The sequence below is a fragment of the Nocardia vinacea NBRC 16497 genome (assembly GCF_000308835.1).
In the GTDB taxonomy this organism is placed as follows: Bacteria; Actinomycetota; Actinomycetes; order Mycobacteriales; family Mycobacteriaceae; genus Nocardia; species Nocardia vinacea.
Window position 1 is genome coordinate 1 of the sequence record NZ_BAGN01000146.1, and the last position, 14,375, is coordinate 14,375.

At 66.8% G+C, this 14,375-nt stretch carries 12 protein-coding genes and 2 pseudogenes; 3 read left to right on the top strand and 11 right to left on the bottom strand.

Translation table 11 applies throughout. The features are described from left to right. From ON44_RS19585 to def, 3 genes and pseudogenes are all read right to left on the bottom strand, one after another. Positions 1-398: pseudogene (locus ON44_RS19585) on the bottom strand (hypothetical protein); the annotation flags it as partial. Next, entirely contained in the window at positions 395-1,318 is a 924-nt protein-coding gene (gene fmt, locus ON44_RS19590) for a methionyl-tRNA formyltransferase (RefSeq protein ID WP_040692125.1), read from the bottom strand. The pseudogene ON44_RS19585 and the gene fmt, both read right to left, overlap by 4 nt. Continuing rightward, positions 1,318-1,881: a peptide deformylase gene (gene def, locus ON44_RS19595; protein ID WP_040692128.1), complete on the bottom strand. Its 564-nt coding sequence runs from the start codon at positions 1,879-1,881 to the stop codon at positions 1,318-1,320. Before def ends, fmt begins: the two co-directional genes overlap by 1 nt. Positions 1,882-2,109: 228 nt before the next feature. Here def and ON44_RS19600 point away from each other — a divergent pair, with 228 nt between their 5' ends. Next, the gene (locus ON44_RS19600; protein ID WP_040692129.1) at positions 2,110-3,504 is read left to right on the top strand and encodes an ATP-binding protein; all 1,395 of its coding nucleotides are present in this window, start codon (positions 2,110-2,112) and stop codon (positions 3,502-3,504) included. Next, positions 3,501-5,453, top strand: a complete 1,953-nt coding sequence (locus ON44_RS19605) for a vWA domain-containing protein (RefSeq protein ID WP_040692130.1) — start codon at positions 3,501-3,503, stop codon at positions 5,451-5,453. Before ON44_RS19600 ends, ON44_RS19605 begins: the two co-directional genes overlap by 4 nt. Before the next feature lie 4 nt (positions 5,454-5,457). Here ON44_RS19605 and ON44_RS19610 read toward each other — a convergent pair whose 3' ends face one another. The 6 genes and pseudogenes from ON44_RS19610 to ON44_RS19635 all read right to left on the bottom strand — a co-directional run bounded on the left by ON44_RS19610 (position 5,458) and on the right by ON44_RS19635 (position 10,718). Further along, positions 5,458-6,447, bottom strand: a complete 990-nt coding sequence (locus ON44_RS19610) for an NAD(P)-dependent alcohol dehydrogenase (protein ID WP_040692142.1) — start codon at positions 6,445-6,447, stop codon at positions 5,458-5,460. 127 nt (positions 6,448-6,574) lie between these two features. Further along, a complete protein-coding gene (locus ON44_RS19615; protein ID WP_245567233.1) occupies positions 6,575-7,264 on the bottom strand; it encodes a TetR/AcrR family transcriptional regulator C-terminal domain-containing protein in 690 nt (229 codons plus the stop codon). Between the two features lie 94 nt (positions 7,265-7,358). Then, positions 7,359-8,267, bottom strand: a complete 909-nt coding sequence (locus ON44_RS19620; protein ID WP_373283179.1) for an esterase/lipase family protein — start codon at positions 8,265-8,267, stop codon at positions 7,359-7,361. A gap of 203 nt (positions 8,268-8,470) precedes the next feature. After that, positions 8,471-9,127: a PadR family transcriptional regulator gene (locus ON44_RS19625; RefSeq protein ID WP_040692135.1), complete on the bottom strand. Its 657-nt coding sequence runs from the start codon at positions 9,125-9,127 to the stop codon at positions 8,471-8,473. Between the two features lie 216 nt (positions 9,128-9,343). Further along, positions 9,344-10,065 (bottom strand): annotated as a pseudogene (locus tag ON44_RS46915) (carotenoid oxygenase family protein); the annotation flags it as partial. Positions 10,066-10,127: 62 nt separating this feature from the next. Then, positions 10,128-10,718: a TetR/AcrR family transcriptional regulator gene (locus tag ON44_RS19635; protein WP_040692139.1), complete on the bottom strand. Its 591-nt coding sequence runs from the start codon at positions 10,716-10,718 to the stop codon at positions 10,128-10,130. Positions 10,719-10,791: 73 nt separating this feature from the next. On the opposite strand from ON44_RS19635, the gene ON44_RS19640 reads away from it, so the two are divergent. Further along, complete coding sequence (locus tag ON44_RS19640) at positions 10,792-11,637, top strand: NAD(P)H-binding protein (protein ID WP_040692146.1); 846 nt, start codon at positions 10,792-10,794, stop codon at positions 11,635-11,637. Here ON44_RS19640 and ON44_RS50325 read toward each other — a convergent pair. Both ON44_RS50325 and ON44_RS19645 read right to left on the bottom strand, forming a co-directional pair. After that, entirely contained in the window at positions 11,634-11,774 is a 141-nt protein-coding gene (locus tag ON44_RS50325; protein WP_157187224.1) for a CysS/YqeB C-terminal domain-containing protein, read from the bottom strand. The two genes, ON44_RS19640 and ON44_RS50325, sit on opposite strands and share 4 nt — an antisense overlap. Positions 11,775-11,788: 14 nt before the next feature. Further along, positions 11,789-14,182 carry a primosomal protein N' gene (locus ON44_RS19645; protein WP_169338079.1) on the bottom strand — a complete coding sequence of 798 codons (2,394 nt, stop codon included), beginning with the start codon at positions 14,180-14,182 and terminating at the stop codon, positions 11,789-11,791. Positions 14,183-14,375: the final 193 nt, after the last annotated feature.

The following is a 14,375-nucleotide window of genomic DNA, read 5'->3' on the forward strand; positions in this document are numbered from 1 at the left end:
CGCCCCTCGTTCGATCCGGCCGAACCGGACTTCGCCGGGCGGTTGGCCCGCCGCTGCCCGCCGGACGCCGCATCGCCACGCCTCGCCGGATCGTCCTTTCCGCCGGCTCCACCGCCCTGCCATCCACCGCGCACCGAGCCTTTGCCCCGCGCCGAGCCCGAACCTTTGCGCTGCGACGAACCGTCCCCCGATGATGCGGACTTGCGCTGATCGGTCATATTCCGCCGCTCTGATTGGGTCCGCGGCGCAGCGCCGCGGATCTGGTCGGTGCGCCACGGTCGGGCTTCGTCGTCGCGCCGGATGGACTGCGAATTCTTCTGTTGTGCACCACTTTTCGCTGACGTCGCGCGGGCGAGCCAACCTGCGTCGACGGCGGGCTCGCGATTCGGCGTGGTCACTCGACCACCGCGCCGGCCTGCAGGCGCGCACCGCGGGCCCAGTCGAGGGCCGGCATCATGCGTTTGCCTTGCGGCTGCACCTGATCGAGGCGGACCGCGGTGGTCGCGGTGCCGACGAACACGCCGGATTTGCGGATCTCGATCGTCCGTTCCGGCAGGACTTCCTCGACCATCTCGACGGGACCGACCTTCAAGCGGGTGCCGTTCACCTCGGTCCAGGCACCGGGTGCGGGGGTGACCGAGCGAATGCGGCGGTTGATCGCCAGCGCGGGCTGATCCCAGCGGATATGCCCGGCCTCGACCGGCACCTTGGGTGCATAGGAAACACCGTCATGCGCTTGTGGAACCGCTTGCAGCGTCCCGTCTTCCACGCCGTCGAGCGTCTTCTCGAGCAGCACCGCCCCGGTGTTCGCCAGCCGGTCGAGCAACGCGCCCGCGGTATCGGTCACCGCGATCTTCTCGGTCACCACGCCGAAGACCGGGCCGGTGTCCAGACCCGCCTCGATCTGGAACGTGGACGCGCCGGTGATCTCGTCGCCCGCGTCGATCGCCGCCTGCACCGGAGCCGCGCCACGCCACGCGGGCAGTAGCGAGAAGTGCAGATTGATCCAGCCGAAGCGCGGAATATCGAGCACCTGCTGCGGCAGCAGCGCACCGTAGGCCACCACCGGACAGCAGTCGGGCGCCAGTTCGGTGAGCCGCGCGATGAATTCGGGCTCGGCCGGGCGGCGCGGCGTCAGCACGGGAATGCCGTGCTGATCGGCGAGCCGCCCGACCGGCGACCGCTGCACCTTACGTCCGCGCCCCGCGATGGCATCGGGGCGGGTCAGCACGGCGAGCACCTCGTGCCGCTCCGAATCGATGAAACGCTGCAGCGACGGGACCGCCGGTTCCGGTGTGCCCGCGAAGACAATGCGCATCAGCGACCCCGTCCGAACGGTCCGGCCTCGGTCGAGCCGAGCGCACGCGAACTGCGCACGGTGATACCCGCGCTGAACCAATCGGATTCGCGAATGGTGCGCATCGCCTCCTTGCGCTGCGCGGGATCGAGCCGATCGATGAACAGCACGCCGTCCAAATGATCGGTCTCGTGCTGTACGCAGCGGGCCAGCAGACCCTCGGCCGCGAATTCCACCGGCTTACCGTTCACATCGACACCGGCGGCCCGCACCCGCAGCGCGCGGCGCGTGTCATAGCGCAGCCCGGGAATCGACAGGCAGCCCTCGGGGCCGACCTGCTCCTCCGCACCCACTACCTCGTAGGTCGGATTGATCAGATGCCCCCTGGCGTCCTCGGTGTCGTAGACGAAAACCCGCAGACCGACGCCGATCTGCGGCGCCGCCATCCCGACCCCGCCGTCATCGTGCATGGTCTCGGTCAGGTCGGTGACCAACTGCCGCAGCTCACGATCGAATTCGGTGACCTCCGCCGCACGTGATCGCAGGATGGGATCGCCGAAGAGGCGAACGGGCTGAATGGTCACGGCGGCGGCTCCCCAAAACGATGAACACGGTCGATTCATTCTAGAGAGCGACACCGTTCACACCGATCTCCCCGACCGAATGGGAAAAAGCTGGTAGAACTCCAGTGCGGTCCGGGCGGGGTGTTCACGCCTCCGCCCGGCCGCCCGTGCTTGTCAAGGTTATTTCCGGCTTGTTTCCAAGCACGCTGAACGTCGACCGCGTCGCCGAACCGACGTAGCGTCGATGGGGTGATTGTTCCTGAGCACCTGCCGACCACCGTCGGCGAGTTGCGCGCGGGCGGCCATCTGCCGCGCAGCGTGAAGTCCGAGATTCGCGAGAATCTGTTGTCCCGGTTGGGTTCCGGCGACGATCCGTGGCCGGGCATCGTCGGCTTCGATCGTACCGTCCTGCCGCAGCTGGAACGTGCGCTGCTGGCCGGCCACGATGTCGTACTGCTCGGTGAGCGCGGTCAGGGCAAGACCCGGCTGCTGCGCACCATGATCGGCCTGCTCGACGAGTGGACACCCGTCATCGCGGGTACCGAACTGGGCGAGCATCCGCTCGCGCCGATCAGCCCGGCCGGTCGCCGATTGGCCGAGGAGTTGGGCGATGACCTGCCGGTCACCTGGCGGCACCGCTCGGAGCGCTACGCGGAGAAGCTCGCAACTCCGGACACCTCGGTCGGTGACCTGATCGGTGATGTCGATCCGGTCAAGGTGGCCGAGGGCCGCAGCCTCGGCGATCCCGAAACCATCCACTTCGGGCTCGTACCGCGCGCTCACCGCGGCATCGTCGCCATCAACGAACTGCCCGATCTCGCCGAACGTATCCAGGTCGCGCTGCTGAATGTGATGGAGGAGCGCGATATCCAGGTCCGCGGTTACACCCTCCGACTACCCCTGGATGTGCTGCTCGTCGCCACCGCCAACCCCGAGGACTACACCAACCGCGGCCGGATCATCACCCCGCTGAAGGACCGGTTCGGCGCGGAGATCCGCACCCACTATCCGCTGAGCGTGGCGGCCGAGGTGGCGCTGGTCCGGCAGGAGGCCGAACTGGTGGCCGAGGTCGGCGACCCGCTGATCGAGGTGTTGGCCCGGTTCGTGCGGCATCTGCGCGAATCGTCCGCGATCGACCAGCGCTCCGGCGTATCCGCGCGATTCGCGGTGGCCGCCGCCGAGACGGTGGCAGCTGCCGCACTGCGCAGATCGGCGCTCACCGGCGAGCGACCCGCGGTCGCGCGTCCCGTCGACCTCGAATCCGTACCCGCGGTATTGCGCGGCAAGCTGGAATTCGAATCCGGGGAGGAGGGACGTGAGCAGGAGCATCTCACGCACCTGATGCGGCGTTCGTTCGCCGAGGCCGGGAGTGCGCTGCTCGGCGGGCTGAATCTGCGGCCGTTGGCGGAGGCGGTCGGCGACGGCCATCTGGTCACCACCGGCGAACGCATCCCAGGTAAGGATGTGCTGTCCGCGTTGCCGGAACTGCCTGTCCTGCACGAGGTCGCGCGTCGACTCGGCGTCGGCGCCGACGAACCGCCGGCCCGGATCGCGTCGGCGGTCGAATTCGCGCTGGAAGCCCTCTTCCTGGCTCGTCAGATAGCCAAGGATTCCGACGACGGCGTCGCGGTGTACGGCTCATGACCGCCCCCGACCGCTACGCCTACGGGCCCTATCACGACGGACCCGATCCACTGGCGCCTCCACTCGATCTGCGCGAGGCGCTGGACCAGATCGGGCGCGATGTGATGGAGGGCAGCTCCCCCCGCACCGCACTGGAGGAGTTGCTGCGCCGCGGTATGCGCGAAATGCGGGGGCTGGATGAGCTCACCCGGCAGGTGTGGCAGCGCCGCGCCGAGATCAGTAGACGACACCGACTGGACGGCACCCTGCAACAGGTCCGTGAACTGCTGGAGCAGGCTCTGAAAGCCGAGCGCCGCGAACTGTTTCCGGATCCCGCCGACGACGCCAGGTTTGCCGAGGCACAGCTGGACGCATTGCCGCCGAGCACCGCGGCCGCCGTCAACGAGCTCGCCGAATACCGGTGGCGATCCGAGACCGGCAGGGAGAACTACCAGAAGATCCGCGACCTGCTCGGTCAGGAACTGCTCGAATCCCGGTTCCAGGGCATGAAACAGGCCCTGGAGAACACCACTGCCGAGGATGTCGAGCGCGTCGGACAGATGCTGTCCGATCTGAACGACCTGCTCGCGGCGCATGCACGTGGCGAGGACACCGAACAGCAATTCGCCGAATTCATGGCCGAGCACGGCGAATTCTTCCCGGAGAACCCGCGCAACACCGATGAGCTGATCGACGCGCTCGCCGCCAGGTCCGCCGCCGCACAACGGATGTTGAACTCGATGTCCGCCGAGCAGCAAGCCGAACTGGCCGAGCTGATCGGGCAGGCATTCGGCGACCCGCGCATTGCCCAGCAGGTCGCCGCCCTCGATGCCGCGCTGCGGGCGCTGCGGCCGGGCGAGGACTGGGACTCCGCCCAGCGGTTTCGCGGCAACGATCCGTTGGGCCTCGGTGCGGGCACCCAGGCCCTGCAGGATCTCGCCGAACTCGACGCGCTGGCCGAACAGCTCAGCCAGTCCTATCCGGGCGCCAGCCTCGAGGATATCGATCTGGACGCCTTGGCCCGCCAACTCGGCGACGACGCGAGCGTGGATGCCGCCCGGCTGGCCGAACTCGAACGCGAACTACGCAGACAGGGCGTATTCGAACGGGCACCGGACGGCTCACTTCGGTTGACGCCCAAGGCTTTACGACGGCTCGGTGAGACCGCGCTGCGCGATGTCATCGGGCAGTTGCGGTCCCGGCGCGGCGAGCGGGATACCCGGTTGGCCGGTGCGGCGGGCGAGCCGACCGGCGCCACCCGGGCATGGCAGTTCGGCGATACCGAACCGTGGGACGTACCGAGGACCGTGCGCAATGCGGTGCTGCGGTCGATGTCGGTCGGCCGTCGCGATGTCACGCTCGACGTGTCCGATGTCGAGATCATGGAAACCGAACAGCGCTCCCGTGCCGCTGTCGCGCTCTGCGTCGACACCTCGTGGTCGATGGTGCAGGAGGGCAGATGGCTGCCGATGAAGCGCACTGCCCTCGCGGTACATCAGCTGATCAGCACCCGGTTCCGCTCCGACGCACTGAGCCTGATCACCTTCGGCCGGCACGCCACCACTGTCGATATCGGTGAACTGACTGCGCTGGAAGGCGTTTGGGAACAGGGCACCAACCTGCACCACGCATTGCTGCTGGCCGCACGCCATCTGCGCAGACATCCGGACGCGGTGCCCGTCGTGCTCGTCGTGACCGATGGCGAGCCCACCGCTCACCTGGAACCGAACGGCGCGGCGTACTTCAATTGGCCGACCGCACCGCGCACCCTGGCCGTGACAATGGCCCAGGTCGACGCCCTCGCCAAACTCGGCGCATCGGTCACCGTCTTCATGCTCGGCGAGGACCCGAGCTTGGCCGCATTCGTCGATTTGGTGGCCCGCCGCAGCGGCGGGCGCGTCGTTGCCCCGGACCTGGACGGACTCGGCGCCGCCGTGGTCAGCGACTACCTGCACGGCAGGCGCGGTTGATCCGCTAGTCGTTGACCACGACCACCTTTCCCATGGCGTGGCCTTCCTCCTGGTAGCGCACGGCCGCAGGTATTTCGGTGAATGGATAGGTCCGGTCGATGACCGGACTGATCTTTCCGTCCTCGATGAGCTCGGTAAGCGTCATGAGGTTTTCCCTGTTCCGAGTGCATCGGGTCACCTCCGCGAGCGCGACTCGCTGCGAGATGAACGGCGCGAGCGCCAACGCCGCGAACATCCGCCCGGCGGGTTGCACCCAACGCCCCGGCGGCCCGCCGACCGCGACATACGTGCCCTTGGGAGTCAGCGCACGGCGACATGCCGACATCGAGCGGCTTCCCGCGATATCCACCAACAGCTCGTAGCGATGCCCGTTGCGCGTGAAATCCGCTGCGGTGTAGTCGATTACCGCATCCGCACCGAGCGAGCGGATCAGCTCCATGTTCCGCGTGCCACAGATACCGGTGACCACCGCGCCGAAAGCATGCGCGAGCTGTACGGCGAACGTGCCGACACCTCCCGACGCACCATTGATCAATACCCGCTGCCCGGCTTGGATCCGTCCCTCGTCACGCAGGGCCACCAGCGCGGTATTGGCCGCCAGTGGTACCGCAGCCGCCTGTTCGAACGACAGGTTCTTCGGCTTCGGCGCCAATTCGATTTCCCGGACACATACGTACTCGGCGAAGCCGCCCCCTTTGAGCATCGCGAATACCTCGGCACCGGGCTGGAATCCGGTCACCGCCTTGCCGACGGCTTCGACCACCCCCGCCACGTCGGCGCCAAGGATGGCGATGGACGGCTTGCGCAATCCGACGCCGCCACCCATCAGCCGCGCGATATACGGCTCGCCGCGCAGGAAGTGCCAGTCATAGGGCTGCACCGAGGTGGCACGCACCCGAACCAACACCTCGTCGTCGGCGGGCACCGGCCGGTCGATATCGGTGAGAGTCAGCTGCTCCGGTGGTCCGAATGCGCGAAGGACATAGGCCTTCATCATTTTCTCCTCAGATCTCGGCACCGAGACGCCGCCCGCGCTCATGAGCCTTACGACGTAAGGTACCCTTACGTCGTAAGGCTCGTCAATGGCTGCCGCGAGCCATGCCGACCGAAGTCGTTGCAGATCAAGCAGTCTCACGCAGACGGTCGAGACCGTCGAGAATCAGATCGAGCGCGAATTCGAATTCGAATTGGTCATCACACCAACCCAGCGTCGAGTCCGGATCGTCGTGGGCGACCTCCCGAAGCATCCCGACCAGATTCGGGAGCGCCTCCGCCATTCCGTCGAGTGCGGCCATGGCTTCGGCATCCATCGGTCCGTCACCGGGATCGAACAACTCCTGGGTGAAACCCAGTGCACGACTACCGAGCACATGCATCGCGTGGTGGGTCTGGTCGTAGGAGAAGCCGCCTTCGCGCATCAGCCCGAGCAGGCCGTCGTAGTAGCGCAGCACGGCCTGGCTGGTATTGGTCCGCGTCTGGAATACACCGGGCGCCCACGGATGTCGGAGCAGCACCTCGCGTGCGGACAGAATCCGCTGCCGCACGGCCTGCTTCCACGCGGCGCCGACAGCGGGTATATCGATGTCGGCAACGACCTGATTGATCTCCCCCACGATGACATCGACCACGCCGTCCAGCACGTCTTCCTTGTTCGCCACGTGGTGATACAGCGACATCGCCTCGACCCCGAGCAGTTCCGCCAACCGACGCATCGTCAGCGCTTCGATACCACTCTTGTCGGCGACGCCGATCGCCGTGGAAAGTACTCGCATCCGGCTCAACGGGATTCGAGACTCGACTTCGGCCGCCACCTACGCATCCTCCCATACGGCGTAAGTCCGGCATGGACAGCTGAGCCGGGCGGAGGGTCGATACACCTCCGCCCGGTCGCCCGAACTGCGGCCCTCAGGAATGTCCGGCGATGATGACCTCGGGAATGCCGGTGCCGAGCGGCACCTCTCGACACGTGGGAGCCGGTGCGTGGACCGGGTCCAGCGTCTGCAGCAACAGCTCCTGCACGAATGGGTCGTAGACCATGTGGAAGTGACCGGTCTGGTCAACCGCGCATTCGTCCTGCAGTGCGATGTTCTCCACGTTCGGACCGTGCAGTGCGATATTGCTGAACGGCTGGATCATCTCGTCGACGCGGCTGCCGATGGTCACGTAGTACGGGCCGGGCACGGTGTCACCGCCCGCATTCAGTTCGACCATCAGCGACGACCCCTGCACCTGCTGCACCGCCGCGAGTGACGTGACCTGCGCGAAGGCCTGCAGTACACCCGGAATCGACTGCGCCACCGGCACCAGTCCGTACATCACCCCGCCGTAGCTCGGCGATGCGAGGCCGATCCACCGACCGACCTTCGGCGCACCACCGAGCTTGTTCACGTAGTAGCGAGTGACGTTGGCGCCCTGGGAAAATCCGACGATATCGACCTGGGTGGCATTGGTGGCGGCCAGTACCTGGTCGACGAATGCGCCGAACTGGTAGGCGCTCACCCACATATCCTCGGTGCCCCAGGTGTCTTTGCCGGGTGCACCACCGTAGTTGAGTGCGAAGACACAGATGCCGAGCGCCGAGATCTGCGGGCCGATGGCCGCCCAGTCGGAGTACGCCGAGGAATCGGTGCCGTGCGCCAGGACGACCGGGCGGGGATGCTCGGCGGTCGGCTTGCAGTCGAAGTTGTTGGTGCCGGCCGGGGCCACGTTCTTGTGCGCCTTCTGATACACCGCCGCGGCCAGATGGTCCGATTGGGACGGACCGATTTGGGTGGGTACATCCGGCGGGCGATATCCGGCGATCTGGGCACTCACCGGCGCAGGATCTGCTGGCTCGGCACCCGCTATGGGTGCCGAGCCGGAGCCGAAGAAGACGGCTCCGGCCAAGACACCGGCAGACAGCACTCGCCTGAACTGTGATACTCCCCAACCCCACTGACCACTCGGCTGTTCCATATCACAATGATCTACCCGATCCGCTCGAAAAGTGCACGCTCGGGCGACATTTCACATTGCCATCACTTTTCGGGGGCATCGTCCTCGGCGAGAATGCGGTATAGCGATTTACGCGCCTCGGTGAGCACCTCCGCGGCCCGAGCCGCCTGCTGCGGAGTGCCCGCCGCCGCGACCTGAGCGGCCGCACCCATCAGCTGTCCGATAAGCGCGCGCAGATCCATCGCCTGGGTGCCGATGTCCTCCTTGACATCGGCCCATGGATCGCCGAGTTCGTCCCGATGCTCGGTGACGTAGGTCTCGCCCACGTCGGTCAGCTTCGCGGTCTTGCGACCGGCGACCTTCTCGATGATGACCAGACCCTCGTCCTCGAGCTGCGCGAGCGCCGGATAGATGGATCCCGGACTCGGGCGCCAGACATCGTCGCTGCGCTCCCTGATCTGCTGGATCAGCTCGTAGCCGTGCATCGGACGCTCGGTCAGCAGCAACAACACCGCGGCACGCACGTCACCGCGCCTACCCCGGCCACCGCGGCCGCGCCCACGTCCGAATCCCGGACCGAAACCGGGTCCGAAACCTGGACCGAAGCCCGGTCCGAACTCGGGCCCGAAACCGTGGCGCCCACCGCGGCGATGCTGGTGACGACCGGCGTCACCCTCGTCGTGCCCCGGCTTCCGCCAGCGGCCACGACCTCTGAATTCTCCGTATTCGATGTTTTCCATGTCAGCCTCCTTGGGCTCTCGTGTATATCTCATGCTATCGACGATATATCGGCAATGCATCTCACGCAAGAGTGATCGGCGACACGAACCGACCGAGCGCTCTGAAACGAGGAACGGGCCGCAGATCGGTCGATGTGCGGCCCGCAGGGACTTGTCACATGAGCGGGTTGCACTCGTGGAGCAAGTCACCACCGAATGTCGCGGCAGGTCGAAGCGCTAGGTGGCGGTCGGCACCCAATTTCCGTGGAAGCCCGACGGAACACGGTGTGGCAGTCGGATGCTCGCCATCGTCTCCAGCGTCTCGGCGTCGAGGATCGCCAGTTCACTGTGGTCGGCGTCGCGAACGTAACCCATCAGCACGCCCACATCCTCGCCGGAATCCGCTGCGGACGGCTGGAAAACGAACTCCCCCAACTCTTTTCCACTGCCGAAACTTCGAGTGGCCGTCGAACCGGCGACGAGATCATGCTTCAGCAGCACCGACTCCCCGCTGACCCCGGGACCGAACCATACCGATGCCGCTTGCCGACCAGCCGCTCGTCGACACGGGGGAACTCCCGCGGCCGATCGTCGAACCGCGATTCGCGCACCTTGCCATCGACCCCGATCACCGAATACCGCACCTTGTCGCCGCGCCCGAGGGCATACGAAACCGCATGTAGCTCACCGGTATCCGGATCACGTTGCGGGTGCGCGGGATAACCGCCGGTAATTGTGCCGTCGAAGTCGCACACCCCGACGGTGTCGAGTTCGTCGGTGAGTTCATAGCAGTCGATGCCCGCCTCGACCAGTGCGAGCGTGCGGCCCGCGTACCCGATCACATTGGTATTCGCACCGATCCCGGACGGTCCGCCGTACCCGGGAATCGGCGGCTCCCTCAGCGCCGCAACGGTTTGCAGATCGCGAACCCAGCGATTGCGATACCACTCCGCCTTGCCGCCGTACGATAGCGCCGTTGCGGAGCACTGACAACGGCGATGGGCAAACATCCAGCTACCGACTATGGCGCAAGCGAATCGATCCAGCGCTCGAGCCGATGCCCCTCGGTCACCATGAGATCCGGATCGCGGAAGGTATTGGTCAGCAACGAGATTCCCTGGTAGGCGGCGAACAGCGCCACCGCGAGCTCCCCCGCGTCCGCGCGACCCATCGCCGTGAACTGCCGTTCGATCCAGTCGAGTAGCGTGCGAATACTCGCCGCCGATACCAACTCCAGGCCGTCGCCACGTTTACCCAGCTCCGAGGCCAGAGTTCCAGTGGGGCAACCGAATTGTACGGCGCGGTCACGCTGGTCGACCCAGCCGCGGACCAGCGCCTTCAGCCGGTCTTGCGGCTCGCCGTACTGCTCGAGCACGGCGATCAACTCCTGCAGCGTCTGCGCATGTGCGCCGAGGGCCGCCTCGACCAGCTGATCCTTGGTCTTGAAGTAGTAGTACACATTGCCGAGCGGAACATCGGCGACCCGCGCGATATCGGCGATGGTCGTCTTCTCGACGCCCTGCTCGTGGAACACCTGTGCGGCCGCGGCGGCGAGGCGTTCACGCTTGCCCGCCTTGGGTGTCGCGCGCCGTCCTTCGACTGAGTTAGTCACACAACTAACTATAGACAAGTGCGGATCCATCGGCTACGTTCATTTAAGTCAGTCAACTAACTCAGGAGTGAATGTGATCGTCGTGACCGGAGCAACCGGCAATATCGGACGCACCCTCGTGCGGCACCTCGCCGCCGCCGGTGAGCAGGTGATCGCCGTATCCCGCGGAAACCAGGACATCGCCGTGCCCGATGGGGTGCGGCACCGGCGGGCCGATCTTGCCGATCCCGAAAGCCTCTCCCCCGCAGTCGAAAACGCGGATGCGCTCTTCCTGCTGCTGACCGGACCGCAGCTGGTGACCGGACCGGATCCGGCGCGGTTCGTCGAGGTCGCCGCGGCGGGTGGGGTCAAGAAGGTGGTGCTGCTGTCGTCGCAGGCGACGGGTACCCGGCCCGGACTGGCCTCACATGCGCGACTGCATGCGTTCGAGTCCGCGCTGCAGCGATCGGAGTTGGACTGGACGATTCTGCGGCCGACCGGATTCTTCTCCAACACCTACGCGTGGATCGAGTCGATCCGGGCCGAGCAGGTGATTGCCGCCCCCTTCGCCGATACCGCACTGCCCGCCATCGATCCCGAAGATATCGCCGAGGTCGCCGCAACCGTATTGCGCACGGACGGCCATTCCGGACGCACCTATGAACTGACCGGTCCCGCCGCGATCAGTCCGCGCCAGCAGGCCCATGCCGTCGAAGAGGCGTTGGGAACCTCGCTGCGGTTCGTCGAATTGACCCGGGAGCAGGCGCGTTCCGGCATGTTGCGATTCATGCCGGAGGATGTGGCGGATGGCACGCTCGATATCCTCGGCACGCCGACGCCTGCCGAGCAGCAGGTCAGCCGCGATGTCGAACGCGTACTCGGGCGGCCCGCGACCTCGTATGCCGAATGGGCGCAACGCAATCGCGCCATCTTCGGCTAGCGCTGGCCAGCAACTCGAATCTGCTGCTCGCCCTTGCGATCTCGCACATCGATGCCGAGGGCGAGCAGCTTGTCGTCGAGGTAGAAGTGCCGCCGCTGCGCGAGTTGGACGTGGTCGTCGGCGACGGTGAGCGCCATGCTCTCGTTGAGGCTCAGCCGATGTCGACCGGGTCGATTTGGACGCGGAGCGGGGCGTCGGAGCGGTGGGTGCTGCGGACGGCCTGGGCGGCGGTGAGAGCGCGGGCGAGGGCTGCGCCGGAGGTGCGGTCTACCCGCAGGAGCATGCGTTCGACTTCGGCGGGGGTATCGCCGCTGTCGAAGGGTTTGCGGGCGCCGGGCGGGAGGGGTACTGGGCCGAGGAGGTCGACGTTGTCGGGAAGCTTTGCGGCGGAAAGCAATTCGCCGATGGAGTCGGAGGTGCCGTCGATGGCGGCCATGCGGACGGCGGGTGGAAAGCCGACCTCGGCGCGGCTGGCCACCTCGGCGCGGGCGTGGCCGACCGGATCCCAGCGCAGTAACGCCTGGACGGTAGGTAGCGAAGGTTCGGCCATCACGATGACCTGGCCGTGATTGCGCACCAGGGTGGCCGCCGACATCCAGCGGCGCAGGGCGTCCTCGGCGGCGCGCAGGTCCGCGCGGCTCAGCAGCGCCCAACCATCGAGCAGCAGTGCGACGCCGTAGCCGCCGGGCAGCACCGGTTCGGCGCCGACGGTCGCCACGATCACCTGCGGTCCCGGTTCCACCGTGTCGAGTACCGCGCCGCCGCTGGATCCGCGAATCGGTACGCCGGGAAATGCCCGACCGAGTTCCTCAGCGGTCCGGACCGCACCGATCACCACCGCACGTAGTGCTCTGGAAGCACAAGCCGAACAGCGGAAGGCGGCCTCGGTGATACCGCACCAGCGGCACGCTGGACTGTGTGCGGTCTCGCCGCGATGCCCAGCTCGCCCAGCCGGCAAGGAAAGTGGGCCATTGCAGTGCCGACATCGTGCGGGCGTACGGCATTTCGCGCAGGCCAGCGCCGGAATGTATCCGCGCCGCGGCACCTGCACCAGCACCGCGGCACCTTCCGCGAGCGCGGATCGCGCAGCGGCATAACCCACGGCCGGAATGCGGACCGCCCGGGCGACCGGGTCCCGTTCCATCGCGATATCGGAGTCACCCGGTGCACTGATGCGTGGCGAAAACTTGCGCACCACAGCACGATCAGCGACCAGATCGTGCGCCCACCCGGAGTCGACCACGGCCTGGATCTCCGCCGTCCGCGCGAATCCGGCCGCAACGAATGCCACCCCGGTGTCATGCGCCCGCAGCATCGCGACCTCGCGCGCATGCGGATACGGCGCCCGAGGCTCGGCATAGGTGTCGTCCCCGTCATCCCAGATCGCGATCAGCCCGAGATCAACCGCGGGCACGAACACCGCACTGCGTGTCCCGACAATCACCCGTGCGGTCCCCCGCAATGCCGCCAACCACCGCCGATACCGCGCGGCCGGCCCCAACCCCGCAGCCAACCCGACCGCCGAATCCCCCACCAGTCGAACACATTCCGCCAATACCCGATCCAGATCCCGCTGATCCGGAACCATCAGAATCGCACTGCGCCCCCGCCCGACGACAACCGCCGCCAATTCCGCCAACCGCCGCGGCCAATCCTCCCCCGGCACCGCCTGCCACCCCGCCCGCACCCCTTTCCCCTGCCCGAGCGCCGACACAAACGCCGCCCCGTGGATATACCGCTCCCAGGGCCGCAGTTCCACACCGTCAGGCAAACCGGTGCCACCCGAATCAGTTAGCACCGCAGCAACATTCGCCGATTCGGCAGCAACCTCACCCACTGGCGTGTCGGCACCCTCCGGCTCCGTGTCGTCTACTCTTTCGGCGGTAGCGACAGAATTCGCACCGTCCTGCCCTGCCGACTTCACCAGCGCGGGATCTGGCGACGGTAAGCCAGGCGACGATGCGGCTACGGCCGGCTCCACCAGGGAATCATCAGTGAGATCGCTATCGAGCGGCACACGCAAGGTGCCGGATGCGCGAGCTCGCCCGCGCGAAGGTGTCGCCGCCTGCGTCGCTCGACTCGCAGCGCCTCCGGAGCCAACGTCGCTCGAATCTTGCTGCGGCTCTTCGGGTTCGGCCGACTTCTTCGTGCCACCGTTCTCGGTCCGAGCATGGCGCGGTGGAATCGCGAGGCGCAGGACGTCCGAGCGGGTCCCTGCGTAGCGGGCAGCTACGGCGGTGGCCAGTTTCAGGATTTCCGGGGTCAGGACGCGTTCGGCGGAGACCACGCGTTCGAGTTTGACCACTTTCCCGGTGTGGTCGCTGTGGGACAGGCGGGCCAGCAGATACCCGTCGACGAGTCGCCCCGCGAAACGAACGCGGACTCGGACTCCGGGTTGGGCGATTTCGTCCAGTTCGGGGGGGACCAGATAGTCGAAGTCGCGGTCCAGGTGAGCAGGCGACAGCAGCGGGAGCACCCGGGCGACCGGGTGTCCCGCTGCTGTCGAATCGTGCGTCGCCGTGGCTCCGGCACCTACGGAAGCCATGGCGGTGAGGTCCGCTGTGGGTTCGTGCACGCGGGCCCGATACACCTACAGGCCGATGGCGGCGCGCAGCTTGTCGGCTCGCATCAGGCAGAGCCTCCCAGGGCAGGTCGACGTATCCATATCAGCTACTCCTACAGGCCGATGGACGCGCGCAGCTTGCCGGCTCGCATCAGGCAGAGCCTCTCAAGGCAGG

Excerpts from the sequence above, each read along its gene's own strand:
- fmt (WP_040692125.1), bottom strand. The coding sequence starts at position 1,318 with ATGCGCATTGTCTTCGCGGGCACACCGGAACCGGCGGTCCCGTCGCTG.
- ON44_RS19605 (WP_040692130.1), top strand. The coding sequence starts at position 3,501 with ATGACCGCCCCCGACCGCTACGCCTACGGGCCCTATCACGACGGACCC.
- ON44_RS19610 (WP_040692142.1), bottom strand. The coding sequence starts at position 6,447 with ATGAAGGCCTATGTCCTTCGCGCATTCGGACCACCGGAGCAGCTGACT.
- ON44_RS19625 (WP_040692135.1), bottom strand. The coding sequence starts at position 9,127 with ATGGAAAACATCGAATACGGAGAATTCAGAGGTCGTGGCCGCTGGCGG.
- ON44_RS50325 (WP_157187224.1), bottom strand. The coding sequence starts at position 11,774 with ATGGCGCTCACCGTCGCCGACGACCACGTCCAACTCGCGCAGCGGCGG.
- ON44_RS19645 (WP_169338079.1), bottom strand. The coding sequence starts at position 14,182 with ATGGCTTCCGTAGGTGCCGGAGCCACGGCGACGCACGATTCGACAGCA.